This window comes from Galbibacter sp., assembly GCF_048266365.1.
GTDB lineage: Bacteria > Bacteroidota > Bacteroidia > Flavobacteriales > Flavobacteriaceae > Galbibacter.
Genome location: NZ_JBLWZP010000004.1, coordinates 53072 through 78605 on the forward strand (window position 1 = coordinate 53072; position 25534 = coordinate 78605).

23 protein-coding genes are annotated in these 25534 nt (G+C 38.2%); 13 read left to right on the forward strand and 10 right to left on the reverse strand.

Annotated elements, in window-relative coordinates:
* Positions 1 to 115: 115 nt before the first annotated feature.
* The 3 genes from ACN0TV_RS07455 to ACN0TV_RS07465 form a co-directional block, all read right to left on the reverse strand.
* On the reverse strand, positions 116 to 724 hold the full coding sequence (locus tag ACN0TV_RS07455; protein ID WP_417361650.1) for a CPBP family intramembrane glutamic endopeptidase: 609 nt from the start codon (positions 722 to 724) through the stop codon (positions 116 to 118).
* Between the two features lie 77 nt (positions 725 to 801).
* Entirely contained in the window at positions 802 to 1176 is a 375-nt protein-coding gene (locus ACN0TV_RS07460) for a hypothetical protein (RefSeq protein ID WP_417361652.1), read from the reverse strand.
* Between the two features lie 133 nt (positions 1177 to 1309).
* On the reverse strand, positions 1310 to 2341 hold the full coding sequence (locus ACN0TV_RS07465; RefSeq protein ID WP_417361654.1) for a helix-turn-helix domain-containing protein: 1032 nt from the start codon (positions 2339 to 2341) through the stop codon (positions 1310 to 1312).
* A gap of 151 nt (positions 2342 to 2492) precedes the next feature.
* On the opposite strand from ACN0TV_RS07465, the gene ACN0TV_RS07470 reads away from it, so the two are divergent.
* The 5 genes from ACN0TV_RS07470 to ACN0TV_RS07490 all read left to right on the forward strand — a co-directional run bounded on the left by ACN0TV_RS07470 (position 2493) and on the right by ACN0TV_RS07490 (position 10603).
* A complete protein-coding gene (locus tag ACN0TV_RS07470; RefSeq protein ID WP_417361656.1) occupies positions 2493 to 4871 on the forward strand; it encodes a TonB-dependent receptor in 2379 nt (792 codons plus the stop codon).
* Between the two features lie 21 nt (positions 4872 to 4892).
* Entirely contained in the window at positions 4893 to 6263 is a 1371-nt protein-coding gene (locus ACN0TV_RS07475) for a hypothetical protein (protein ID WP_417361658.1), read from the forward strand.
* Positions 6264 to 6353: 90 nt separating this feature from the next.
* The gene (locus ACN0TV_RS07480) at positions 6354 to 7862 is read left to right on the forward strand and encodes an ankyrin repeat domain-containing protein (RefSeq protein ID WP_417361660.1); all 1509 of its coding nucleotides are present in this window, start codon (positions 6354 to 6356) and stop codon (positions 7860 to 7862) included.
* A gap of 25 nt (positions 7863 to 7887) precedes the next feature.
* Complete coding sequence (locus tag ACN0TV_RS07485) at positions 7888 to 8391, forward strand: DUF2271 domain-containing protein (protein ID WP_417361661.1); 504 nt, start codon at positions 7888 to 7890, stop codon at positions 8389 to 8391.
* Positions 8392 to 8401: 10 nt separating this feature from the next.
* Complete coding sequence (locus ACN0TV_RS07490; RefSeq protein ID WP_417361663.1) at positions 8402 to 10603, forward strand: PepSY domain-containing protein; 2202 nt, start codon at positions 8402 to 8404, stop codon at positions 10601 to 10603.
* A gap of 79 nt (positions 10604 to 10682) precedes the next feature.
* Here ACN0TV_RS07490 and ACN0TV_RS07495 read toward each other — a convergent pair whose 3' ends face one another.
* The 6 genes from ACN0TV_RS07495 to ACN0TV_RS07520 all read right to left on the reverse strand — a co-directional run bounded on the left by ACN0TV_RS07495 (position 10683) and on the right by ACN0TV_RS07520 (position 13400).
* Complete coding sequence (locus tag ACN0TV_RS07495) at positions 10683 to 11108, reverse strand: hypothetical protein (protein ID WP_417361665.1); 426 nt, start codon at positions 11106 to 11108, stop codon at positions 10683 to 10685.
* 105 nt (positions 11109 to 11213) lie between these two features.
* Positions 11214 to 11624: a hypothetical protein gene (locus ACN0TV_RS07500; protein ID WP_417361667.1), complete on the reverse strand. Its 411-nt coding sequence runs from the start codon at positions 11622 to 11624 to the stop codon at positions 11214 to 11216.
* Positions 11625 to 11851: 227 nt separating this feature from the next.
* Positions 11852 to 12214 (reverse strand): iron chaperone, encoded by a 363-nt coding sequence (locus ACN0TV_RS07505; protein WP_417361669.1) that lies wholly within the window; start codon positions 12212 to 12214, stop codon positions 11852 to 11854.
* On the reverse strand, positions 12211 to 12600 hold the full coding sequence (locus ACN0TV_RS07510; RefSeq protein WP_417361671.1) for a DoxX family protein: 390 nt from the start codon (positions 12598 to 12600) through the stop codon (positions 12211 to 12213). Before ACN0TV_RS07510 ends, ACN0TV_RS07505 begins: the two co-directional genes overlap by 4 nt.
* Before the next feature lie 6 nt (positions 12601 to 12606).
* Positions 12607 to 13071, reverse strand: coding sequence for an SRPBCC domain-containing protein (locus ACN0TV_RS07515; RefSeq protein ID WP_417361673.1), 465 nt, complete (start codon positions 13069 to 13071; stop codon positions 12607 to 12609).
* Positions 13072 to 13073: 2 nt separating this feature from the next.
* Positions 13074 to 13400 (reverse strand): ArsR/SmtB family transcription factor, encoded by a 327-nt coding sequence (locus ACN0TV_RS07520; protein ID WP_417361675.1) that lies wholly within the window; start codon positions 13398 to 13400, stop codon positions 13074 to 13076.
* Positions 13401 to 13575: 175 nt separating this feature from the next.
* Here ACN0TV_RS07520 and ACN0TV_RS07525 point away from each other — a divergent pair, with 175 nt between their 5' ends.
* From ACN0TV_RS07525 to ACN0TV_RS07540, 4 genes are all read left to right on the forward strand, one after another.
* Positions 13576 to 14217, forward strand: a complete 642-nt coding sequence (locus ACN0TV_RS07525) for a flavin reductase family protein (protein ID WP_417361677.1) — start codon at positions 13576 to 13578, stop codon at positions 14215 to 14217.
* Positions 14218 to 14869: 652 nt separating this feature from the next.
* Positions 14870 to 15658: a helix-turn-helix domain-containing protein gene (locus tag ACN0TV_RS07530; protein ID WP_417361679.1), complete on the forward strand. Its 789-nt coding sequence runs from the start codon at positions 14870 to 14872 to the stop codon at positions 15656 to 15658.
* A 79-nt stretch (positions 15659 to 15737) separates the two neighbouring features.
* Positions 15738 to 16424: a DJ-1/PfpI family protein gene (locus ACN0TV_RS07535; RefSeq protein ID WP_417361681.1), complete on the forward strand. Its 687-nt coding sequence runs from the start codon at positions 15738 to 15740 to the stop codon at positions 16422 to 16424.
* Between the two features lie 2 nt (positions 16425 to 16426).
* On the forward strand, positions 16427 to 16786 hold the full coding sequence (locus ACN0TV_RS07540) for a cupin domain-containing protein (RefSeq protein ID WP_417361683.1): 360 nt from the start codon (positions 16427 to 16429) through the stop codon (positions 16784 to 16786).
* Between the two features lie 179 nt (positions 16787 to 16965).
* On the opposite strand, the gene ACN0TV_RS07545 is transcribed toward ACN0TV_RS07540, so the two are convergent.
* Entirely contained in the window at positions 16966 to 17700 is a 735-nt protein-coding gene (locus ACN0TV_RS07545) for a FadR/GntR family transcriptional regulator (protein ID WP_417361684.1), read from the reverse strand.
* Between the two features lie 123 nt (positions 17701 to 17823).
* Between ACN0TV_RS07545 and ACN0TV_RS07550 the strand changes: the two genes are divergently transcribed.
* The 4 genes from ACN0TV_RS07550 (at position 17824) to ACN0TV_RS07565 (ending at position 25431) form a co-directional block, all read left to right on the forward strand.
* Positions 17824 to 21072, forward strand: a complete 3249-nt coding sequence (locus ACN0TV_RS07550) for a SusC/RagA family TonB-linked outer membrane protein (RefSeq protein WP_417361686.1) — start codon at positions 17824 to 17826, stop codon at positions 21070 to 21072.
* A gap of 17 nt (positions 21073 to 21089) precedes the next feature.
* Complete coding sequence (locus ACN0TV_RS07555) at positions 21090 to 22526, forward strand: RagB/SusD family nutrient uptake outer membrane protein (protein WP_417361688.1); 1437 nt, start codon at positions 21090 to 21092, stop codon at positions 22524 to 22526.
* 19 nt (positions 22527 to 22545) lie between these two features.
* Positions 22546 to 23745 (forward strand): sialidase family protein, encoded by a 1200-nt coding sequence (locus ACN0TV_RS07560; RefSeq protein WP_417361690.1) that lies wholly within the window; start codon positions 22546 to 22548, stop codon positions 23743 to 23745.
* Positions 23746 to 23919: 174 nt separating this feature from the next.
* Positions 23920 to 25431 (forward strand): PKD domain-containing protein, encoded by a 1512-nt coding sequence (locus tag ACN0TV_RS07565; RefSeq protein ID WP_417361692.1) that lies wholly within the window; start codon positions 23920 to 23922, stop codon positions 25429 to 25431.
* Positions 25432 to 25534 lie beyond the last annotated feature (103 nt).

A 25534-nucleotide genomic window follows, 5' to 3' on the forward strand; every position in this document is an offset into this window, starting at 1 on the left:
TGATATAATGTTCTAAATTCTAATGGGGGGACTGGTTGGTTTCTAATCTACTGTACTGACGACGGTATAAGCAAATTATAAACAATACCTAATAAAGTGATATAAGCGTGTACCTTTAGTAGGTGCCCATTAAATAGATTCCAATATTTATAGCAATATGGAATATGATGCTAAGTCGTAGGGATGAGGTTCTAAAAAACAAATACCCAACAAACAAACTGAATATAAAGGCTAGTACCATTTGATCCATTGGCCCAAAATGTATCAACATGAATAGTAAAGAAGTTATTAGAACACTTGCGTTCCATTGGTACTTATTAGTTAAACGAGCCTGAAACACTCCTCTAAAAACCAGCTCTTCTAAAACAGGGATAATCAAGAAGCTTTGTAACATTCTATATCCCCCTCTTTCTTCTACCGGATTGGAGTTGTCCTTAATGAAATAATGCAAGCATAAATTAATTCCTATGAAGGCTAAAATGATATAAATATGATTTGGTTTAATTTTAGCTTTCTCTGTATAAAACTGCCAGAGCAGGGGTGTAGATTTGGTTAGCGCCAATATCATTAGCAGACTTGTAGAAAGTGCAATGAGCTGAATTAAGTCCTTATGTATGCTGAACAGAGAGAAGCCTAAGAAGTAATAAAATGCTAAAGTAATTACAGCGCCCGTGGTTATAAGTACGAGAGTCAGTAGAAGAAATTTGACTATTAAGTTTTTCATGCAATCAGATCATATAGAGTAGACTGCTTGTCCACTTACCATAGTGCTAGAATTGAACCCTTATTATACCTAATCCCTTATAAGTTTGAAAGGCTCTCACGTACTGGTCGGGTAATCCTGCTGTGTAAAACTTTATCATACAACAGCTTTCCACGCAATGGCGTGATGATCTGCTTTATCTTTTCGGACAACTCTTCAAACTCGTCTAGAACTAGAGTAAAGCCCTTATCTCGATGTTTTAAAAACTCTTCGTTTTCAGTAAGTAGGTGAATATGTCTTAGTACCGTTGCAGTATCTTGATCTTTTTCGACTCCTGTATAAATGGCATACTCACTAAAGGCATCACAAGTGACAAAGGCGTTTCCTATACCTTCCATCGTAGGAATTCTAAGGATAAACATTGCGAGATATTCTCCAGGCCTTGTTGCGTTAACTATTGGTTTATGCGTCATAAGGTTAAAATTAAAAGTATTTTTTTAAAGGAGTAGCTAATCCATCTAAAACTTTTAGAATTTCTAAAAATCACCACAATATATTGCTATTAAAAACACTTGGGTAACCGCTAATATGATCTGAGATATGATTTTATAAAAAGTACCAACCAAATTCTGTGGTACTCCATAGAAGTAAAACCTGTTTAAGCATTTTGGGCAGATATCCTAAGGTTCGTTTAAAAGCCTTAGTGAAGTGTTGCGGATTGTTATAACCTACCTCATATGCTGCTTCTGCAATTGTAAAGCCTTCATGTCTTACCAATGCAATGGCTTTTTCCATACGAAGCTTTGTGATATACTTAAATATCGTACTACCATATACCTCTTTAAAGTCCCTTTTTAATTTTGACTCATTAAATCCTGCAATAACAGAAAGGTCCGCTATTGTTAAGGCTTTGTTCAGGTTTGATTTTATATGCCGTTCCACCTGATGTAAACTATCCACATCAGATTTGACCAGTACCAACTTAGAAGTAGAGTTTGGTTTTTCATTCGCTTCAATCAGTAAATCCACCATCAGGGAAGTAACCTTAGATTGTAAATAAGTTTTTTTCAAATGCCCGCATAATGGGCAGGCAATTATATCTTCTAGAGTCTTTTCTAAATCCGGAGGTATGGGTCTGGACTGTTTCCAAAAAACATAAGGTTCTCCATTTTTAACCGCGCTATCCACCTTTTTCAAGACCTCGGTGTAATCATCTCCTGCTATTTTTTTAATGCGATCTAGAGTAAAATGAATTTCAAGCGAACGATGGGGATTACCCTTACATTTTAGGATACCATTCGAATTCGGCAGGTATACCATATTGTATTGGAAATCGGAAATCTCTACTAGGGATTTCTTTTCATTAATTGAAGTATAGCTGTAGTCACCACTAAATTCAAAATGTAATATAAAGACAGGGAAGTAGTTGATGATCTCAAAACAATGCCCATAAGGAGCGTTGATATTGGTGTTGGAAAGGAATACGCCATCCAATTGAAGCCCCTTGATAAAACCTGATACATACTCGGTATCTATGTGGATATCATTTTCGATGATCTGATCAGTCAAAAAGTCCTTGGAGTATTTTTTCTGGTAAATACTATTTTCGAACAACTCGCTTTTAATTATTAACCTCATGTTTCCTTTTGCGTATCTAAAACTTCCTTTTGCGGCAGTATAACTTACAAGACTATATTAGATTTGCAAATCTAAATTAATTTATATTAAATCTAAATAAAAATTGAATTTGAATCTCAATATAAGCAAATTTCTTCTAATTGCGCTGCTTTTGAATACTCTGTTTTTGAGTGCTCAAAACACTGAAGGCAGCGCTGTGCATGGTGTAGTAACCACTTCTATAGGGGAGCCATTAGCATTTGCCACAGTTGTGGCCAAGAACACGAAATTCGCCACTCTTACAAACGAAAATGGCGAATATGATATGGAACTTCCTTATGGAGCACATGTATTCACCGTTTCCTATATAGGATTTAGCAGTACTTCTCATAGTGTTGAAACCTCCCCGGATCATAAAAGTGTAAAGTTAGATTTTATTCTTAAGGAAGACACAGAAAATTTAGAAGAAGTAACGGTAAGCGGAAAAAGTAAAGCAACTGCAATTGAAACCGAAGGTTTTGCCGTAAATGTCATAGAAACCAAAGAAGCTAGTCAACGAAATATTCAAACCAATGAGTTGCTAAACACTACAGTAGGAGTAAAGATCCGTCAAAATGGAGGTTTAGGTTCTCAGGTTCAATATAGTTTAAACGGCTTAACAGGAAACGCAGTACGAATCTTTATAGATGGAATCCCAATTTCTGTTTACGGTTCCTCATTCAGTTTAAATAGCCTTCCTCCTTCAATGATTAAACGAATAGAAGTTTACAAAGGTGTCGTTCCCGGTTATTTGGCTGATGATGCACTAGGTGGAGCTATAAATATTGTCCTTCAAGAATCTGCAAGAAATTACCTGAATGCTTCTGTATCTTATGGGTCATTTAACACTTTCCAAGCTAGTGCTAACGGATTATACCGTTTCAAGGAATCTGGGTTTACGGTAAAAGGATCCTTATTCCATAACTATTCCGATAATGACTATGAGGTTTCAGGGAGAAGTGTTGTAGTAGCAGGATTAGGAGGCAAACAAACACCGATTACCGCCAGAAGATTTAACGATGCCTATAGATCTACAGGAGGAACCGCACAGATTGGTTTTACTGATGTGGATTGGGCAGATCAGTTCTTAGTAGGTGTAACTGCCTCTGATGATTATAAAGAGATTCAGCATGGTACCTTTATGACCATGACTCCTTATAAAGGGAGGTTTATGGAATCAGATGCTTTACTAGGGAATTTAACCTACCAGAAAACAGACTTCTTAATTGACGGTTTGGATCTTAATGTTCACGGATTGTACGGAAAACGTAACCGAGCGGTTAATGATACCGTTGCTTGGGCCTATAGTTGGAACGGTGAAAGAGCCATCGATTATAAAGGAGATGAATATAAATACTCTTGGGGTTCACAACAGGATGGGGGACCTACCCTGGCTAAGATCAAAAGAAATGTTTCTTCCATTAGAACAGGTTTGTCCTATACGATCAATGACCATCATAAGGTATTATTTAATCATGCTTATAGTGGTATCGACAGGGAAGACAGTGATGCCCTAAAATCAGTTAAAGAAAACACCTTTAAAGGAACCAGAGATTTACACAAAAACATACTTTCAGCTACCTATGAACTCAACACATTACAAGGAAAGCTTCGTGCTAGTTTATTTGGTAAATACTATCAACAGAAAACAGTAAACACCGATCCTTTTATCAATCCGGAAACGAATCAGGTGGAAGATGAGGTGACTACTGCAAAGGTGAATGAACAAGGATATGGATTCGCTGCTTCCTACGAAATTGTTCCGAATGTTACCTTAATGACTTCTGCTGAAAAAGCAGTTCGTCTACCTAATGAAACTGAAGTTTTTGGTAATGATGGAGATAACGTGGTAGCCAATCCAAGTATAAGAGCCGAACAGAGTAACAATTATAACCTCGGTTTTAGATTTGGAAACTTTAATATTCAAAAACACGACTTTGCCATTTCTACCAACTTCTTTGCCAGAAATATTAAGGATAGAATTGGTTTGCCCATTGAAACATCCCTTAATGTCAATGATGAGACCATCCTTTATGAAAATCAAGGAGATGGAACCTCTAAAGGTATAGAGGCTCAATTGCATTATACCTATAATAAGAACCTAGGAATTAATTTTAATATCACTCGTTTTGATCTTACTATTAAAAACCAAGGCGTTGAAATCGACGTTCCTAACACTCCGTTCTTCACCATGAACGCGGGGGCACATTACACCATTGCCAATTTATTCCAAAAGAGCTCACTTTTAAATCTTTTTTACAGTGTTTACTATACTGACGAGTTTTCATACTTAGTACCTCAAGGAAGTAACACCGTAGGAGATGAGTTCTTTAAAGTTCCTGATCAAGTCGTACAAGACTTCGGATTGAGTTATACGTTCCCCAACAACAATTTTGTTCTGAGCTTTGATGTCAAAAACATATTTGACAAACCTGTATTTGATAATCTATCTGTACAAAAGCCGGGACGAGCATTTTACCTGAAATTAAATTATATCATTAACAATTTTTAATCCAAATAAATACATTCAAAAATGAAACGAAATGTTTTGAGTAATAAAATAATAGTCGCTACAATACTAACACTAGGTCTGATGAGCTCTTGTAGTAGTGACGATAGTGTTACCGAGGTAGAACCGGACCCAACGGATCCGGTAGAAGATTCCAGATGGATCACAGTTGCTGCAGCTAGAATGGGCGAAAACCCTGGAGATGGAAACGGAGGAACCTTAATTTATTCCATTAGCAGTGAAGATGCTAAGGATCCAACAGTTTCTATTGCACCATTCGATAATGGGTTTATAGTGCCTTCAAACAGAACGGCACGATTACAAGCTTCTGAAGATGGAGCTACCATTTTCAATATTAGTTATGCAGGAGATACCGGAGGAAACTATACCAAATACACTGTAGAGGGTGGCCAGAAGTTCAAGCCAACAGGTTCCCAAGTTAGTATTGCACCATATGTAGGGTCTGCACCACGTTGGATCAAATTATTTGATGGTGACAAAACAGGAGCAGCTGTTTATGTTTCTACGGAACACCAATTTGATGATAATGGAACTGAAACTGATGTTACAGACGATACATATGTTCGTACTGAAGCTACCATGAGTATTGTTACCTTGGATTTACAAAATTCAACCATCAATAATGTTCAAGATCATAGTATCCACCTAAGTGCAGAAGAAGAAGCTAATGGATATTATATTTCTAGAATTGATATGCCGACTTTAAATGCTGCCGGAGATAAGATATATGTCGGAGCGCGTTTGAGCAAAGTTGATCCGGCGACAGGAGAAACTGTGAGCGATTTTGAAATGTTGGGATCTAAAACCATAGTATTAGACTACCCATCATTAGAAAATCCAACGGTTATAACCTCTTCAGTCGGACACGGAAATACCAATGGATATCGTAGTATCAACGCTTTTGAGATAGGTGGTGAAGTATATCAGGCGAATCAAAGTGATCCTGAAGGTTCTTACATCTTAAGAATTGGAGCAGATAACAACTACGATGACTCTTATATCTTTAATTTGGACGAGGCTTTAGGCGTTGAAGATGCATATATCTTAGCTTGGAGACCTACTGCAAACGGAAAAGCGGTATTGGCTTATCGTCATGCAGGTTCTGCAGAAGGTGTATCTGGTGCCCAAGGATTCTTTGCGCTTATAGATTTAAATGCAAGAACAGCCGAACAAATCACTGAGATCCCTTATGATCCAAACTTCTACCTTTTTCAATACCAAGGCTATGCTGTTGATGGAAATGAGGTATACTTAACTCAGGCACCAGTTGGTGAAAACGGAAATATTTACGTCGTTAACACTGAAACAGGAGAAGTGACCAAAGGTGCGGAACTCGTAAATGTTACGGGAAGTCACTTTATTGGGGCATTCTAAGAACAATAAACAATAGATGATTACAATTCCGGGGGGATACCTCCGGAATTCTTTGAATACTAAACATACGTTTTAAAAAAACCTTTTTCCATGAGATTACAAACTATTAAAACCTTCCTTTTGAGCGGCGTTGCACTCTTGGCAACAGCAACAAGCTTTACTCAAGATAAGGCAGATGAAAATCCCTTTATGGACAGAGCCTACTGGGCCACTAAACCTAGTCTAGCGGATATCGATGCTAAAATTGCACAGGGGCATTCAATTACCCAGGCCAATAGCGGTGGATTTGATCCAACGACCTTTGCTATTTTTAGTGATAACCCTACAACCACTATAGCGCACCTATTAGCGCAAGGGAATGATGTGAATAAACGTACACACGATTCTAGAACCTATCTTTTTTGGGCAGCCTCTAGAGGATATTTAGATATTGTAGAACTCCTTCTTGAAAGCGGGGCTAAAACCGATTTAAGAGGTTCTCATGGCTATACTGTAGCACAATTTACTGCATCTTCCGGTCAAGATAACACAGCGGTTTATGAACTCCTTATCAAAAACGGAGCGGACCTGGTCAATGGAAAGGACCACGATGGTCGCAGTATTCTTTTAATAGCAGCGCCAAGAGTAAAGAACCTAGATTTGATCGATTACTTTATTAGTAAGGGGCTTGATATTAATACAACTGACGCTAACGGAAATGGAGTATTTTCTTATGCCGCTCAAGGTGGTAATATCGAAGTGTTAAAAGCCTTGGTTGATCGCGGAGTATCTACCAAAGAAAATTCAAAGACTAATGAAAATGCAATCCTTTTTGCAAGTCGCGGTGGAAGAGGAAGCAGCAATAGTTTGGCAGTATTCAAATACCTGGAAGGATTAGGGATTAATCCTAATGTGACTTCTACTCAAGGCACTACACCTTTGATAAATCTGGCACGTTCTTCAGATGATTTTGCGATCTATGATTACTTTATTGGAAAAGGAGTAAATCCTAATGCGGCTGACAAACAAGGAGCTACCGCATTAATCAATGCAGCGACTAGGAATAAATTAGCAGTGGTAACTTACTTTGCTGAAAAGTCAGACAGCATGAACCACTTAGACCAAGAGGGACGTTCGGCGCTTACCCACGCTGTTCAAAGTAATAGTGCTGAGGTCGTTTCTTACCTACTATCTAAAGGTGCCGATACTGAAGTTTTGGATATCAACGGAAACAGCTTAGTGTTTTATCTTTTAGATACTCGTGGTCTTCCTAAAGATTTTGAAGCTAAAGTAGCAGCTTTAAAAGCAAAAGGTTTGAATTTCACAAAAGCTCAAGAAGAGGATAAAAATATCTGGCATTTAGCGGTTCAAAAAAATGACTTAGGGCTTTTGCAAACTGTAAAAGAATTGGGAGTTGATATCAATGCTAAGGATAGTCAAGGGAATACACCTTTACATTATGCTGCCTTACAGACTGATAATGTTGCGCTTTTGAAATTCCTTTTATCCAATGGTGCTGATGCGGATCTCACCACAGAATTTGGTGAAACTCCTTTTGACTTAGCTAGTGAAAACGAGCTATTGGTTAAAGCCAATGCAGATTTGACATTTCTAAAATAAGAATAGAACAACGAACAACATAGCAATGAAACTTTTAGGTAAAATAGTACTCTTATTAGGAATCGGCTTTATGACCCAAGCCTACTCTCCTATAACAACCACTAACACCACTACGCCACCTGTAACTTATAAATGTCTTATCCAAATGATGAACTATACTGGTGAACGAGCCTATGTGGTGGTATCACTTATAGATCCTAATGGGGATTATGTAAAAACACTATACGTGCAAGGTGATGACAAAGAATGGTTTCCGGACCTTAAAGATTGGTGGAAATTCAGCAATGGCAGTAGTGAAGACGTAGATGCAATTACAGGTGCTACCATTGGTAACGGACAGCGTAATATCATTTCATTAGCGCTGGATGCGTCACAGGTAGATAAAGGCTATACCATTCGATTTGAATCGGCTGTAGAAAATCAAGAATACTTTGCAATTGACGCTGAAGTTCCAGTAGAAACAGCAACTATTAGAAATAAAGTTGACGGAAAAGGTTACATTCGTCATATACGTATGATGCCAAATTAAGCACCGAGTTATGACGCTTTCTATATGGCGATACAGCCACCTCATATTAGCTTTAGTCTCCTCACTGTTCCTATTAGTATTATCGGTAACAGGGGTGATCTTGGCTGCTGAACCCATATCGAATAAACTGCATCCCTATAGTGTAAAGGATGCGGGTGAATTGACACTGGCCGAGACCTTGACCAACCTGAATTCGACTTACGATGAAATAATTTCTATTTCACAGGATCGTAATGAGTTTGTCAGTATCTCGGCTATTATTGATGGGCAAAATGAGCAGTTTTACATTGACCCCTTCACTGGTGAGAAATTAGGGACAATGATTGAAAAAGCACCGATTTTTCAATTCAGCACCAATTTGCACCGTTCCCTATTTTTAAAGACAACAGGCCGGTTTATCATTGGACTGGTATCCTTTCTGCTGCTGCTCATTGGAGCTTCTGGTATTGTATTAATTGCAAAACGCCAGGGAGGATTTCGGTATTTCTTTTCTCCGGTAGTACGTGAGAACTATTCACAATTCAACCATGTGGTGTACTCCCGTATTACTTTAATACCTATTTTAATTTTAGCTCTTTCGGGCATTTACTTATCCCTGCTGCGCTTTGATATTATAACTGAAGAGCCCATTGTTCACGACATCGATTATGATTCCTTAAGTGAAACCCCACAAATTCCTTATCAGGATTTTGAACTTTTTAAAAACACCTCACTAAACCAACTTAAAGAATTAGAATACCCTTTTTCAGAATTTGTAGAAGACTACTATATCATTCGTCTTAAGGACAGGGAAGTGCTACTAAATCAATACACTGGCGGGGTGATTACTCAAAAGGGCCAACCGGTAGTTCATACGGCTTCGAATTGGGCTACGATATTGCATACTGGAGATGGAAGTATCGTATGGAGTGTGATCCTCGGACTTGCTACGCTCAGCATACCATTTTTAATGGTCACTGGTTTTATTATTTATTTTAAGCGCCCGAGAAATCGTATCAAAAATAAATACGCTAAAAACGAAGCTGAGTACGTCATATTAGTGGGTACGGAAGGAGGTACAACCTTGCAGTATGCTCAGGAATTTCATGAGAAATTATCAGAAGCCGGTAGACGAAGTTATCTGGCTCAGATGAACGATTACACTACTTTTGAAAAGATGAAGCAGCTTATAATCATCACTGCAACCTATGGGCAGGGTGAGGCTCCGATTAGTGCTAATCATTTTACAAAATTGCTCACCGAATGTCCACAGGCCAATTCTTTTACTTTTGCTGTAGTGGGCTTTGGATCGACCTCCTATCCTAAATTTTGTGAATTTGCCTATGAGGTTCACCAAGGGCTTAAAGCGCTCGAAAATGCTAAGGCAAAACAAGAAGTCTTTACTGTAAATGACAAATCATTTGAAGCTTTTTCAAATTGGACCAGTGCGTGGGCTAAGGAGGAAGGACTTAGCTTGCATCTGACCAAAAACAAAATTAAACTTCCTAAAAAACAAAGTACTGACTTCGTAGTGGTCAACCGCTTGACTAAGGAGGATACTTTTCTGCTGACTTTAAAAAACACTAATGGGGTTAAAACGGCCTCAGGTGACCTATTGGCTATCACGCCAAAGGAGGATGGAAGAGAGCGTCTATATTCCATAGGTGATCTTGGACAGGGGACCGTAGCTATTAGCGTTAAAAAGCAACCCAACGGACTGTGCTCAAATTATTTGGGACAGCTCCAAGAAGGGGAGGTGCTCACTGGTGGTGTTGTAAAGAACCCTCATTTTCACCTGCCAAACAAAGCTAAGGAAACCGTGCTAATTGCCACTGGAACCGGTATCGGTCCATTTTTAGGAATGATCAACTCCAATACTTCCAATGGCAAGCCAAAACGTAAGCTACGTCTTTATTGGGGTGCTAGAACTCCTGAAGCTCTAGAGCTTTATGACTCCTTAATTAATCAGGCATTGTTTGAAAATAAACTGGATCGTTTTATACCGGCTTACTCACAGCTTCAATCGGAAAAGGTATATGTACAACACCTAATTAGGGAAGATGGGCAAGAGATAGCGAAAACCCTTAAATCTGGTGGTTGTGTTATGATCTGTGGATCCATTGCTATGCAGCGTGAGGTCATGAAAGAACTTCAAAACATCTGCAATTGTTACCTCACCAAGGATCTAAGCCATTTCCAAAACAGGAAACAGATAAAAATGGATTGTTATTAGTATACTTATTTTAATATAGAAAGGCAAAATCCCTAGGCTTAAAATAATCCAATTAAGTTGAAGATTAAGCTAAACGACACTATTGAAGTGGCTTATCAATTTTTAGGATCTCCAATTGTTTCAGTTTCTTTGTCCAATTGGCATCGTCTGTTAAGATCTCTTCATTTTTATCCAGAATTAAATAACGTTCATATTTGGCCGGATATAGGGTATATAATTTTTGTTGTACATCCATGATATCTCCTAGTTTCATGCTCCTGGTTCCATAGATGCGATACACTAAATTCTCATTCTCCATGATAGAGTGATTATTAAGTATTCCGCTGACATGTTTTTTAATATAGTCAGGAAGGATGTTGACATGGTTATTAATACTTACCGTTTTGTTTGGTGAAACCAAGATGTCAATATACAAGGGTTGATCATTACCGCTTACATTATTTTGATTGTAGGCACTAAATGATAGGATCAGACTAAAGACTACGAAGATTGTTTTTTTGGTCATTTTGATTGGTCTAATGAATTCGTATGGTGTTGTTCTTATCGAAGTTACAACATCTCAATTACGACAAAAATTAAACCAGATACCCAAAAGGCTAATTTTAAACAACTATTTTATCTCCTTTAATTTAATAGTAACCAAACCAAATGCTCCACCGTAAGATCCATAAATTGCTTTGATCATCGGTGAATTCTCATACTTAAATGCTTCTACTTCATTGATCGGAATATTCTTTAGGTTTTTAGTTTGGATACGTTTAAGTTCTTGAGTGTCATTCTGAATTACGATCACATAATATTCTCCTTTCTCTATATTAGGTAAGGCTTTATTGTATAGTTTACTGGAATTTATATAGACGGATTCTACGAAGCTTTGCAAATCGTAGTTTTCCTTTTTCACCACGTCGGTAGTGCTATGGTCTACCGGAACTTTAGAGTAAGACGGTTTTATTTGGCAATATGCCGATCCACAAGAAAGGAGTAGGGCGGAAACTAGTAGTACTGTTTTAATTGTTTGCATTAAATGGTTGTTTCTAGGTTGGTATTCGGTTTAATTTGTTAATTTCTTTTTGCAAGTCCAGATTGAGCGTAATATAAAGAGGGTAGGTGTAGGACTAGATCTTACAATTCTTGTTTTTTTTATCAAATTAATTTAATTATTACAATTGGAATATTATGGTAAATATTAAGAATTCACATGAAATTTAGTTCAAATACTATATTGTTGTTTTTAGTTAATTTCAATAATTACTTTTTGCTTTCATTCAACCTAGCCTGCAATCCAATAAGCTGTTCAATTTCAATTTTTGGAATAACTTGATTAAACTTGATTTGAATGGTCTTTTTACCAGTTTTATACCCTTTTTTTTCTAAGGTTTCTCTGATTTCTGCGGTTAATGAATCTATACCAAAACTCACATGCTTCTTAGCTAGAGAAAAACCAGCCAAAACTCCATGATATTTATAAATAGGAACATTCCAACTTATACCGCCTTCAGCTTTAGGCTCAGTCGATTCAATGAGATCGCTTAAGCTTATCATAATTTCTCTCGATTCTTCAGGAGCATCCATGATAAACTCCTCAATAGTATTTGGTTTTGAATAAGTCATGCTTGCTGTTTTTTTAAAGTTCGACTTATTGGCCTAAAATACCAGGATACAATGATTAGAAGTAGGAGTAAGGTAGGGCCAAAAAGAGTTATAGGGTCATCTCCAATGGCTAAGTGCGAAATAATAGCACCTGTCATTGCGAAGAAAAAACCAGCATAAGCCCATTCCTTTAATACAGCATTTTTCGGAATTAACACAGCAATTACCCCTAATAGTTTCCAGATGCCGAGTATGCTTAGCAAGTAGATAGGATATCCCAGTTTTTCCATACTAGCTACCTCCTTTTCCATTTGGAATATCTGTACAATCCCAGTGGATAGCATTCCTAATGAAAGCCATGCAGTGGCAACCCAATAGATTACTTTATTTGTTTTAGTTGTGGTCATAATGATTTAGATTAAGTTGGTTATAATATCTTCTAATTTCTGGTGAGCCATATTTATCCCGTACTCAAATGGAAGTTTTAATTGTTCAGCACGATGTTTCTCAGACTGGTAAATAATGTGCATTGTTAGTTTACTTGTGCCGTCAGTAAGGCTCTCAAACTTCATAAATTCCAGCTGTACACCAATGGGTGTGTTCTCCATTTCAAAAGTTCTCACAATTTCTTGGTTTATTAGCACCTTGTGGATTGTTCCATTAGCTTTAAACATAACCTGGCCATTATGAGAGGTCTCAAACTCGTAATAGCCATGATTTCTATTCTCAAACTTGATAACCTTGGTTCCCATCCATTGCTCTACGAGCTCGGGCTCTGAATAAGCTTTGTAAAGCAATTCAACGGGTAAGTTAAATTCCCGTATAATTTGAAGATCTTGCTTGCCTTCTTGTGCATTAATTTTAGTTTTTTGTTCCATAATTATTTAGTTTTTGATTGGTGGTTTTTCATAATGGATTCCAATTTATTGAAACGATCATCCCATAGTTTTCTGAAAGGCTCTATAAAATCTGCAATATCCTTCATGCCTTCAGGGTTTAATTGATAGTAAATTTCTCTTCCATTTTGCTCCTGGTTTAGGAGCTCGCATTCCGTTAGGATCTGAATGTGCTTCGATATGGTTTGCCTAGAATAGTCAAAGTTTGCAGCAATGGCTGTAGGTGTCAATGCTTGTAATGCCACCAAAGATATGATGGCTCGTCTAGTAGGGTCGGCGATGGCCTGGAAAACGTCTCTTCTTAATTTCATTATGCATCTATTTGACTGCAAATATAAACGCAGTCATTTGATTGCGCAAATTTTTTGTAATTTTTTTTTAAACACCAGAAATAAATTAGGAAGCTAACAGCAAGAATCGGGTTTAATGTAGTTAAGCCTAAAGCTATTTTTGAACCTTAGTATTAAACAAATAAAAATAGAACCCATGCATCAGACTTGTAACCCCGCCATCCTTTATTTTGGAACACCAGTAGTTCTAATAAGCTCAACCAACGAAGATGGTACTATTAATATAGCACCGATGTCTTCCATCTTTTGGCTTGGGTGGCGATGTATCATAGGGATGAGTAGATCATCAAAAACTGTTGAAAATTTAATTAGAGAAAAAGAATGTGTTCTTAACCTTCCTTCAGTAAATGAAGTAAACGCCGTTGATAAATTAGCTTTAACAACGGGAACTAAAAATGTTCCCTTAGGAAAACAAGAAAAAGGCTATAACTATGTGCCTAATAAATTTGAAATTGCCGGATTAACACCTATGGATTCAGAAGTGGTTTCACCACCTGGTATTTTGGAATGTCCAGTATTCCTAGAAGCAATTGTGAAAGAGATACATCCAATTGGGAAGGACAATGAAAAAATGAGGGGTAGGATAGTCAATATTGAATTAGAAATTGTAAACGTGAGAGTTGATACCGAAATCCTTAAAGAAGGACAATCCAATCAAATTGATCCCGACAAGTGGAAGCCACTTATTATGAGCTTCCAACACTTTTATGGGTTAGGAGATCAGGTCCATCCCTCGAGGTTGGCAGACATTCCGGAAAGACTTTATAAAATGAGCTGATTGTAAAACTATCCTCTAGTGAAAACCATGTTTAGGATTAATTTAATTCTCCATATAAATATAGACTTAAAGAGATAGCTTCTGAGAACTATAAAGCATAATAGTCCCACCAGTTTACGGGATACTCCCCTATTATGCTTTTGGAGCGTATGATCAATCATTAGAGGCTTAAAATTTACTTCAGGGCGTTAAATACCACGATAACTACACTTATTTAAAAGAACTTCCTGAAGAACAAAAGGCACTTGTTAATACCCCTAGACATAAAGATTTTAAAGCCATAAATTTTTCGGGCACACACAATCCTGAATTCATATTTTACACCAAGTAAAACTAATGCTACAATCAGTTTCTTGAATTCCTACGAGTACAAAAGGATAGAAACTTCCATTTACAAAAAATATATAGTTTTCTTCTTATTTAAAAAACAGGGCTGATTGTTCTAATAAAAGATCGAACCAGCCCATTTTTTATTAAAGATATTCCCGTCGAATAATAACATGGAATACAGTCAAATTTGACTGGACACATTTTTAGAAATTAACTAATTTAGTGATTCATTTAAATCACCTATTTGTTAAACTATGATTAGGTACTACACATACGCCCTAAGCTCTTGGATATTCGTGATTTTGAATATGGATCAATTAATATGATAACAATAGACAAAATAGAAACGATTTCAGATTTTACGCCAAAGCGTATAAAGAGATATCTGTTTCTATGGTGTAGCCAAGGATCTATTTCTATCATGGTTGATGATAAATTATTAACTCTAACCAAAAACCAAGTATTAACAATCACCTCTGGTCAATACCATTATTTTCAATCTACGCTAGAAGGCAAAGGTTATGCACTTAGCTTTACCCTGGACTATATCTGTAAAACTGATAAGGATATTGAATTGATTTTTCAGAACAGTCTCTTTTGCCATTTTGATTACAATGAAATCATTGACATTAATAATCCTAAAGAAATCAGTTCACTCCTCCACAAAATAGAGCAAGAGTACCAGGAAAAACCATTCCAGTATTTAGAGTCCATCCACTCTCGGATTGAACTATTACTATTTGAAGTGAACCGTTCGAAGATTGAAAATGGGGGAGAGGTGTGGAAGCCAGATTCCTTATTTCTACAATTTCTGGAGTTTGTTCGTAATAACTTTGAAAGTAACCTACCATTAAAAGAAATTGCACACCGGTTAAATACCACAGAATTAAAGCTAACGGAATTAGCCAAACTTCATGCTGGTAAAACAGCCCAGAATGTGATTTACGGTTTAATCATATCAGAAGCAAAACGCAAGCTGCAGTACGAAGAAAAGAGTATTAAGGAAATCTCTTTTGATCTTGGTTTTAAGGATCCATACTACTTCTCAAAATTTTTTAAAAATCACACCGAGGCTTCCCCTTCGGAATACCTAAAAGGACTTCGATTCTAAATCTTCCATCATATTCTCAGGATTCTCCATTTTTTGATCTCTTGATATTTCTGAATTTTGTTTCATCAAATCATAACAGATGAAATTAATAGTAATCGCGGCTTATTGTTTAGCCATTTTGGTCAGCCAAAACATAACGCCTAAAAATCAAATTAAAATGGAGAATCAAGAGATCAATGGGCTACCTAAAATCGGTATCCTCGTATTTGAAGGCTTTTTAGCCAATGAAGTTGATGCACCTTTAGATGTGTTTACGAAAGCTAACAAGGAAGGGAAACCTTTGTTTAATGTCTTTCTGGTTGCAGAAGAAATAACTCCGTACATAAGTGAAGAAGGTTTGATAGTGGTTCCAGATGTTAACATTGTAGAATGTCTGGATTTAGATCTACTTGTAGTACCAAGCTCAATGACCCCTGACAAAGAGACTCAGAATTCTGCATTAATTCGTTTTATTCAAAAGCAGCATAATAAAACGGATTATACAACCGGCCATTGTGCAGGAGCATTTCTATTAGGAGAAGCTGGTATAGCCGATGGAAAACAAATTGTAACCTATTGTGGAGGAAGTCAAAGTTTACAATTAGATTATCCTTCTTTGTTAGCACAAGATGATAGTGTAAACTCCGTAGTGATGGATGGTAAAATTATGTCATCCAATGGGAATCTTGTAAGCTATTTAGGTTCTCTGGATTTATTGGAGAAAATGGCGGGTAAAGAACAACGAACATTAGTTGAAGAGGAATTACTAATACATAAATTGAAGTAAAAATGGACATCAAAAATTATATTACTAGAAGTGAACAACAAAACTGGGAACCTCTTATAGAGAATGGGTTTAATTACCAGGGAATCTTTGTAAAATCCTTGCAATTTGATAAAGCCACAAATCGTTCTAAAGCTATTTTATTAAAATTTGAAAAGGGAGCTTCTTATCCATACCATATCCATCCAGAAGGGGAGGAGATCCTTGTATTAGAAGGAAGTTGTGAGATTCACACGGAGACCTTAGAAAAAGGAGACTATCTCTTTACACCACCTTCTGGAAAACACAGTGTAACATCAACAACTGGTTGTGTGTTATTTCTGTCCATACCGGCAGAGGTGGTATTGATACCAGAAGGAGAGTAGTGTGAAAAATTAATGCTTTCTTATTTGTTTTTTAGCACAATTCTTAGCTACAGTGATAGTAACAACTTTTAAATTGGGGTTGAGTTTTCAATCCCAATTAGTTTAGGTGTTTAATTTTAGGAAGATCATCGTAATTATTTATAAGGTAATTACAATCGCAGTTATAATCTGAATTAACATTATTCTTCCATCAACCTTTTAAAAAAATCCATTTCGAAATAAGTGCTGAAATGATCATGCATGAGCCCTTGAAATTCACTAAGAGTACCATTCTCTAAACATTCAACGAGTTCCGTATGATTAACTTTTTTAGCTGGGATTTCATTTTTGTCTATCTTGGCCTCGGCCTCCAGAACGTAATCAAATACAATCTTTAAGTACTTCTGAAATCCATACAAGGTCTCATTATGAGATATCTTATAGAGATAAGAGTGAAAGCTAATTTCGTAGTCAATCTTGGTTCCCTCGCCTGAGGTTTCATAGGTGGAAATGATATCCCTAAGGGTTGCGATATCTTCAGGAGTGACATTTCTAAATAGTGCATTTGCCATTCCAATCTCCAACATAATACGAAGTTCGAATAGTTCGTGCAGGGTATCCGCATCTAATACTGCTGGATCTAAGACCCGTTCCAATGCAGAGAACAAGTTAAACTTCTTTAACTGTATACCTTTTCTTTTATTTGAAGAGATTAGGCCTAACATTCTAAATCTACTGAGGGCTTCACGAATAACATTCCGACTCACACCCATATTTTCAGCAAGATCCATTTCCGTGGGTAAGGTATCCCCGGGTTTAAATCCGTGCTCTTTAAAATAGATTCTAAGGTTCTTCTCGACTTGATCGACCATGCTCTGTTTCTGCACAGGTTTGATCATTGGTTTATTTTCCGTCCCCATGGTTTTCGTTGTCATTTAATGTGGTGGTGCCAATTTTGGTCTGGACAAATGTAAGGAAGTTTTTTAGTTAATTTTTGTAAAAACAAATAAAATACTATATTAGCACAATAATATTGTCCTACAATATACTTTTAAATTATGAAATTACTAATCAAACTAATCAAAAGTCTGCGGAACTTTCACCTGTTGCCGCTAATGCTATGTACTGTTGCTACAGTGTATGGCCAAAATGAAACCACAATTACGGGTACTGTTTACGGTGAGACAGGAACCATGCCCTTACCTGGTGTTAACATTACAGTAGAAGGTAGATCTATTGGAACAACCTCCGATTTTGACGGAAAGTATTCCATTAATGTAACCTCTACTGATGTATTGATCTTTTCCTATATAGGATTTAAAGAGGTCAGAAAAACAGTAGGTGGGAACACTGTAATTGATGTCACCATGCTTCTTGATGCTGAAGAGCTAGAGGATGTCGTGTTAATTGGGTATGGTAAACAATCCCGAAGTACTGTTACTAATGCGCTCTCCAATGTGGATCAGGCGGAACTGCAAAATGCACCTGGAGCCAATCCGCTTTTACAATTACAAGGAAAAGTGGCAGGGCTGTCACTACAAATACAAGATGGTCAACCAGGGTCTAATCCACAAATCTTTATTAGAGGTGGGTCTTCTACTTCGCCAGAAGGAGATTCCCCCTTGTTTATTGTTGATGGGATTGTCGGGAATATGCGTAATATAAGTGACCTTAATCCAGATGATATCAAATCTGTTCAGGTTTTAAAAGATGCAGCTTCTACCGCAATATATGGAGCTAGAGCTGCAAACGGTATTATTATCATCGAAACTAAATCTGGTACTGCCGGAAAAACCCAAGTCAATCTGCGATTGACCACAGGTTTCGATGCGATGCAGAAGAAATTACCATTGTTAGATGCAAGAGATTATGTATATCTCTCCAGAAAAAACACAGCTCAATTTAATACCACAAACCCAGATTTCTTCCTAACAGGAGGTCGGTTTGGAATGTCTACCGGAAATCCTCGAGACTCCAAGAATACTTTAGAGTTTCTGGATGTATACCTTCAGGATTACGGTCAAGATTATGTGGCTGATCTGATTAACAACCAAGGATGGGAAACTATGGTTGATCCCGTTACAGGAAAGAAGTTACTATTCCAGGATAATAATTATCAGGATGCTACTTTCCAGTTGGGTCAACGTACAGAGGTTGATTTTGATATCAGTGGAGGAAGCGATAAAATAAACTATTACTTTGGACTTGGGTATTTAAATCAAGATGGTATTGTAAGAGGAACGAATTATAAAAACTACAGTCTCTTATACAAAGGAAACTTTAAGTTGAGTGATTCCTGGACTTTAAATGCAAAAGCAAGTCTATCCATCAGAAATTCTAATGCTCCAAATAATTATGAGTGGGTACTGGCCAGGAGTGTACTTTTACCTCCAACTTATAGAAAGTATTATGAAAACGGCCTTCCGGCACCGGGAGAAGGAATTTCGTCTTTTAGAAATCGTCTCCACGAGATGTACTATAAAACAAAGTATAACGATCTTAATGTCTACCGTACCACTTTCCAACTTGGAGGAGTCTGGGATATTTTACCAGGTCTGACCTTTTCACCTTCAGCCTATTATTTTAGTACAGAAGGTGTTGAAAATTATTTTGAAGCCTATAATGAAACTGTGACCAACCGTCCAGCTTCTGCTCGTCATAATCTTGATCGCCACTTACAGTTTGACGGTCTTTTAAATTATGACCTATCTTTTAACAACAAACACTTTTTCAGTACAGTTTTAGGAACGAGTTACAACCACGATTACAGTTATAGAATGAGTGGAAGTGGAAGAGAGGCCCTTACCGATCACATTCCAACGCTTAATGCGACTTCCGAAGAAACCCAAAGGGTGTCTACGACCATAAATTACGATGCGGTGCTAAGTTTTTTCGGTCGTGTAAACTACCATTACGACCATCGTTATATGTTCTCCATCAGTGCACGTTATGACGGGTCTTCCCGTTTTGCGAAAAACAACAAATGGGGATTCTTCCCAGGGGTTTCCGCTGGATGGAACATTCATAAAGAAAATTTCTTTGAACCACTATCCGATGTGGTATCCAATTTAAAATTAAGAGCAAGTTGGGGTAAAACCGGAAACAACTCACTTAGCATCTTTGATTCTAGAGGAAGATATTCCACTGGATATATGTATGATGGCAATGTAGGGATTCTGAATACGACACTGATTAATGATGACCTCGTTTGGGAAGAAACTGCTTCCTATGATGTAGGGATGGATTTTGGTTTGTTTGACAATAGAGTCAACCTACTGGTTGATTATTACCACAAAGAAACCTCTGAGAGATTATTCAACAAACCACTTTGGTCTTCTACTGGTTTTAGTTCCATCAAAAGTAACTACGGAACCATCAGTAATAGAGGGATAGAAGTAGAGCTTAATGCTACTGTATTACAAGGGCAGGATTTCAGCTGGGATCTAGGAGTCACCTTTGCTTATAATAAGGGGATAGTGGATGAACTCCCTGAAAACGGAGAGGACAAGAACCGTATTGGTGGAAACTTTATCTATGATCCATCCACCGGCGGAGAGATTAAAGTAGGGGGACTCGCAGAAGGAGAAAAGTTTGGAGGCCGTTGGGCATTTAATTACCTAGGCGTTTATCAAACTGATGCCGAGGCTGCTAATGCACCAAATGATATTAACGCATCAGGTAGAACAAAATATGCCGGAGATGCCATTTTTGAAGATCGTAACGGTGACGGGATGCTTGATAACCGCGATATGGTTTTTATGGGTTATATAAGACCTAATAAAACTGGTGGTATCGTCAATCAATTTAAATATAAAGGACTGTCTTTACGAGTTGTTACCGATTGGGCTGTAGGTCATGTGATTGATAATGGCTTTAAGTCCAGAACTATGGGTAGTGCCCGTAACAATAATAACGCCTTTGAGGAGTCTTTGACCGATACTTGGCAATATGAGGGAGACGATGCAGTCTATCCAAAGTATACCGTACAAAGTGATTATGACTATAATTTCAGAAACCACAATAGATGGGATTATCAAATTGGTAATGCCAGTGGTGGAGGTAATAATAGCCTGTATTATAGTAAAGGAGATTTCCTTGCCTTTAGAGAGGTGTCGCTGAGTTATCAGTTTCCAAATCGTGTTATGGATGAGCTGAACCTTTCTGGACTTGAACTTTATGTGGGAGTGTATAATATCGGATACCTCACTCGCTATGATGGTCTGATGCCCGAATTGTATTCCGGTCATGACTATGGAACCTATCCAAGACCAAGACAGATTAATGTCGGAGCTAAAGTTTCTTTCTAACGCTAAATAAACTGATTATGCAACGTATAAAAACAATATTACTGATTTTAGGAGTCTTCACCTTTGGGAGTTGTGATCTCACCGAGGTTGATACGGTCTCTGATATAACAAACGAACAATACTGGAGCACACAGGGTGATGTAGAAAGTTATTTGTTCGGGATCTACAACAAGATGCGAAATGAACAAAACACCACCTATCGCTTTGAAGATAGAGGTGACACTTTTGTTCCCGGATTAGAGTCTGGACTGACTACCGCATGGAACCAAAACCTAACGCCTCAAGGTGCACCTGACTGGCTTGGTTATTATAACCTAATACACCATTGTAATTTATTACTTAAATATGGTTCGGATATGGAATTTCAGGTGGAACAAGAGAAAAATCAAATTCTTGCAGAAACCTATTTTATCCGCGCATTTACCTATTTCAATCTTATTAGAACTTGGGGAGACGTACCCATCGAATTTGAACCTACGGAGAGTGCTTCCAAAGAGCAACTCGCCAGATCTCCTAAGTCTGAAGTAATGACGCAGATACTGGCGGATATCGATAAAGCTTTGGAGCTATTTCCTGGAGATGGACTGGTTACCAAAAGCAGAGCATCTAAAGCAGCAACCTATGCACTTAAGGCGGACGCTCTACTTTGGAAAGCTAAAGTTCTCGGTGGAGGAGAGGCAGATTTACAAGCGGTAATCACTAATGCTGATGCGGCTAGTGCCGGGCTCACTTTGGAATCTGACTTTTCTCAAATTTATAGTTCAGAGAATAAAAGCGGTTCTGAAGTTATTTTCACCCTTCATTTTGAAGTGGATGAAAAAGATGACCATTATTCAAATGGCCTTAAACCAAGAGATATTTTTGTACAAGATGCAGTAAACTTTGCAGCACTACCATATGCTAGAAGTGGGGCACGTAGTAATTATATGCCTTCACCTAAAATAGTTGCAGCCTTTGAGGAACATGCTGATGATATCCGTAGAGATGCCTCCATTATTAAAGCCATTGCTAAGGATGGATCAGTGATCGGAATCTTCGACAATAAAATGAGAGGAGCTGTGGTATCTGAAAATAGAGAGTTTGATTCCGATATAATAGTGTACAGACTCGCTGAAATGATACTCTTTAAGGCAGAAGCTCTTGCGGCTTTAAACAAACCAATGGAGGCCATAGTGGAATTGAACAAAATTCGCAACCGAGCTAAAATTGGGGATTATACAGGATCAACAGATAAGAATTCTGTTGAAATGGAAATTCTAGAAGAACGTTACAGAGAATTTTATTTGGAGCTAAAACGTTGGCCTGATTTACTTAGGTTCCATTTTGCAGGAACTATAAATGTGTACAATGAGGTGCCTAATCTCGTAGGAACTAATGTTCCATTGTACTTCCCAATATCCGTTGTTCAAATTGACAGAAATCCTAATCTAGAACAAACCGAAGGTTATGAGTAAAACATTAAAACTAGTAAAGATGAAATCAAAATCAATTTTATATACGATCTGTTGTTTGTTTATTCTGGGCAGCTGCCTGGCATGTGATAGAGACCCTATGGGACTCAGCCAAGATCCTTTGGGACCACAAGCTGGACAAGACCCTGGTGAGGATCCAGAAGATCCTTCCGAGGAAGATGGTAAAACCACGGTGTACCAGGAAGGAACAAATGGCTATGAGGTCTATAGGATTCCGGCCATCGTGAAAACAGAAGCGGGAACCTTACTGGCTTTTGCTGAAGCCAGAAAGCTAAAAAGTAACGGAGATTCTGGGGATATCGATATGGTGGTAAAATCCTCCGATGATGATGGGAAAACCTGGAGTGAGATGCGTGTCATTTGGGATGAAGGACAGAACACTTGTGGCAATCCTGTTCCAATAGTTGATAAAGTAACTGGAAAGATCCATTTGCTTATGACCTGGAATCATGCCGATGATACCTGGGGTAGTCTAAGTTCAGATACTGGTGTAGACACCAGAAGGGTATATTACACCTCTTCAGATGACAATGGGGAAACTTGGACGACACCTACGGAGATCACAGCTTCTGTTAAAGATGAAAGCTGGGGCTGGTTCGGAACTGGTCCAGTTCACGGAATTCAACTTCAAAAAGGGGAATATCAAGGAAGGTTAGTTTCTCCTAATTATTATACCGTAAAGGAAGGTGGAAGTGTAAAGACATATTCTAATGTGAGTTATTCGGATGACAATGGAGTGACCTGGCAATCTGGAGAAGCAGTTCCCGATGCTGGAGCTGGGGAATGTACGGTAGCCGAATTGGAAGATGGGACGCTGTTATTAAATATCAGAAATGGTAATGAATTGGCTCGAAAAGTAAGTCGAAGTGAAGACGGCGGAGTGACTTGGTCGGCTCCTGAAATCTCTTATGTTCTTACGGATCCTCATTGTCAGGGAAGTATGGTTACCTCCGACACCAGTCCATATCGTGTGTTCTTTGCCAATGCGGCCAGTACAGAGCGCATCAATATGACCATCAAAATGAGTGAAGATGCCGGGGCATCTTGGGGAGGTCAAAAGTTAATTCACTCAGGACCATCAGCCTATTCAGATTTGGTGATGATTTCGGATGATGCCATCGGTATCCTATATGAAGGAGGTGAAGGAAGACCTTATGAGAACATCATTTTTGAAAACGTTGAGGTTTCAGATTTTAAATAACATGGTAAAATACACTTTTTGAGCCTTGATGCCTTAAAAAGATTTATAGGCATTCTATACTTTGATAGATTAGCATCAAAGGGTTGACTTTATCGCCCAGGGCAGTAACCAAGAGGCTTTAAAGACTAAAAGATAATATACCTGAAAAGGAAAAAAATACTAATACTAAAACTCATGAAAACAAGACTAACCTTACTGATATTAATACTCGCTGCGCCACTATTGTTTTTGGCCTGCGAAGATGAGCAGGATCCGCTTCTATTAAAGGCAAATTTTGTCTCGGATAAAAAAACGGTAGCTGCAGGAGAAAGTGTCGTATTTAGTGATAAATCATCTGGAAGTCCTGCAACTTGGGACTGGAAGTTCGAAGGTGGGGAACCCGCGACCTCTGTTTTATCAAGTCCAACCATTGTATACAATATCCCAGGCACCTACGCTGTTAGTTTAAAACTGACCAATAGCAGTGGTAGCGATGAGCTTTCTCAGGCGGATTATATAAAGGTGACTTACGGAGGACTTGCTCCTGAATTCACTTCAGATAAATTGGTGGTCCTTGCCGGGCAAGAGGTCGCATTTACAGATCAAACCGAAGGAATACCGGAGAGCTGGGAATGGGAGTTTACAAGTGATATGGGTGTTGTAGTAACAGCTACGGAACAGAACCCTATGGTGAAGTTTACCGGAATTGGGATCTATGACGCCAAACTCACCGTAGCTAACCCTGAAGGAACAGAAGTTATCACTAAGGAAGATTATATAAACGTTCTGGATCCAGCAAGTATTCAAGCGGATTTTGTCGCAGAGCAAGTTGCGACCTACTCTGGTGGACAAATTGCTTTTCAAGATAATTCTACGGGTCTTGCCACCTCATGGTCCTGGACTTTTGAAGGAGGACAACCTGCAACCTCTACAGAGCAAAATCCTACGGTTACCTACGCCCAAGCCGGTAAATACAAGGTAACACTAGCAGCATCCAACGACCAAAAGACCTCTACCTTAGTTCAGGAAGAGTATATCATTATCATACCAGGAGATGGGCTTGCTGCCTATTATCCGTATGATGGCGATGGTGCTGATATGGGGCCAAATAAGCTTGTAACCAATACAGTGGGTGCTGTAAGTTATGATGCCGCAGATCGTAAATCCGGTAAGGCTGCTGTCTTCGGCGGATCTGATGCTTTGGTTATTCCAGATACTGATGAATTGAACTTTGATAAGGGTGACTTTACAGTGGCAGTTTGGGTCAATACCGCAGAGCAGAAAAAAATGATGGTTTGGCAGGAAAGTGGTGCCGGGGGATCCCGTGACAACCAAGGATGGATGAGAGTAGGGAATAACCTAGATTCTCAACTCATTCAGTTTGCCATTGAGGATGACACAGGCGGCGCTTTTCAAAGTGTAGGAACCACTGAGTTATCCGGAGGTACCTTATTGGATGGCACTTGGCACCATATTGTTTGTGTGCGAGAAGGCCTTGCATCTAGAGTATATGTTGATGGGATCCTAGTAAAACAAGGGAATGCCTCTTCCATAAAAGATGTATCCAATGCGGCTGACTTCAAAATAGGAACTCAGGAAGGCCCTATTGGGAATTACAAAACATTCTTTACAGGAATGTTGGATGAGTTGATCATCTATAATAAGGCGCTCTCTGCAGAAGAAGTAAAATTCTTGCATGAGCTATAAGGGCCCAGAATTTTAAGTATTGAATCTGTTGTGGTATAACTTGAACTAAAAAGGGACGGAGTTTAAAGACTCCACTGCATTTGGCTCTAAAAGGAACAAACAC

Coding starts and splice junctions, on each gene's coding strand:
- ACN0TV_RS07455 (WP_417361650.1), bottom strand. CDS start 724: ATGAAAAACTTAATAGTCAAATTTCTTCTACTGACTCTCGTACTTATA.
- ACN0TV_RS07460 (WP_417361652.1), bottom strand. CDS start 1,176: ATGACGCATAAACCAATAGTTAACGCAACAAGGCCTGGAGAATATCTC.
- ACN0TV_RS07465 (WP_417361654.1), bottom strand. CDS start 2,341: ATGAGGTTAATAATTAAAAGCGAGTTGTTCGAAAATAGTATTTACCAG.
- ACN0TV_RS07475 (WP_417361658.1), top strand. CDS start 4,893: ATGAAACGAAATGTTTTGAGTAATAAAATAATAGTCGCTACAATACTA.
- ACN0TV_RS07480 (WP_417361660.1), top strand. CDS start 6,354: ATGAGATTACAAACTATTAAAACCTTCCTTTTGAGCGGCGTTGCACTC.
- ACN0TV_RS07485 (WP_417361661.1), top strand. CDS start 7,888: ATGAAACTTTTAGGTAAAATAGTACTCTTATTAGGAATCGGCTTTATG.
- ACN0TV_RS07490 (WP_417361663.1), top strand. CDS start 8,402: ATGACGCTTTCTATATGGCGATACAGCCACCTCATATTAGCTTTAGTC.
- ACN0TV_RS07495 (WP_417361665.1), bottom strand. CDS start 11,108: ATGACCAAAAAAACAATCTTCGTAGTCTTTAGTCTGATCCTATCATTT.
- ACN0TV_RS07500 (WP_417361667.1), bottom strand. CDS start 11,624: ATGCAAACAATTAAAACAGTACTACTAGTTTCCGCCCTACTCCTTTCT.
- ACN0TV_RS07505 (WP_417361669.1), bottom strand. CDS start 12,214: ATGACTTATTCAAAACCAAATACTATTGAGGAGTTTATCATGGATGCT.
- ACN0TV_RS07510 (WP_417361671.1), bottom strand. CDS start 12,600: ATGACCACAACTAAAACAAATAAAGTAATCTATTGGGTTGCCACTGCA.
- ACN0TV_RS07515 (WP_417361673.1), bottom strand. CDS start 13,071: ATGGAACAAAAAACTAAAATTAATGCACAAGAAGGCAAGCAAGATCTT.
- ACN0TV_RS07520 (WP_417361675.1), bottom strand. CDS start 13,400: ATGAAATTAAGAAGAGACGTTTTCCAGGCCATCGCCGACCCTACTAGA.
- ACN0TV_RS07525 (WP_417361677.1), top strand. CDS start 13,576: ATGCATCAGACTTGTAACCCCGCCATCCTTTATTTTGGAACACCAGTA.
- ACN0TV_RS07530 (WP_417361679.1), top strand. CDS start 14,870: ATGATAACAATAGACAAAATAGAAACGATTTCAGATTTTACGCCAAAG.
- ACN0TV_RS07535 (WP_417361681.1), top strand. CDS start 15,738: ATGAAATTAATAGTAATCGCGGCTTATTGTTTAGCCATTTTGGTCAGC.
- ACN0TV_RS07540 (WP_417361683.1), top strand. CDS start 16,427: ATGGACATCAAAAATTATATTACTAGAAGTGAACAACAAAACTGGGAA.
- ACN0TV_RS07545 (WP_417361684.1), bottom strand. CDS start 17,700: ATGACAACGAAAACCATGGGGACGGAAAATAAACCAATGATCAAACCT.
- ACN0TV_RS07550 (WP_417361686.1), top strand. CDS start 17,824: ATGAAATTACTAATCAAACTAATCAAAAGTCTGCGGAACTTTCACCTG.
- ACN0TV_RS07555 (WP_417361688.1), top strand. CDS start 21,090: ATGCAACGTATAAAAACAATATTACTGATTTTAGGAGTCTTCACCTTT.
- ACN0TV_RS07560 (WP_417361690.1), top strand. CDS start 22,546: ATGAAATCAAAATCAATTTTATATACGATCTGTTGTTTGTTTATTCTG.
- ACN0TV_RS07565 (WP_417361692.1), top strand. CDS start 23,920: ATGAAAACAAGACTAACCTTACTGATATTAATACTCGCTGCGCCACTA.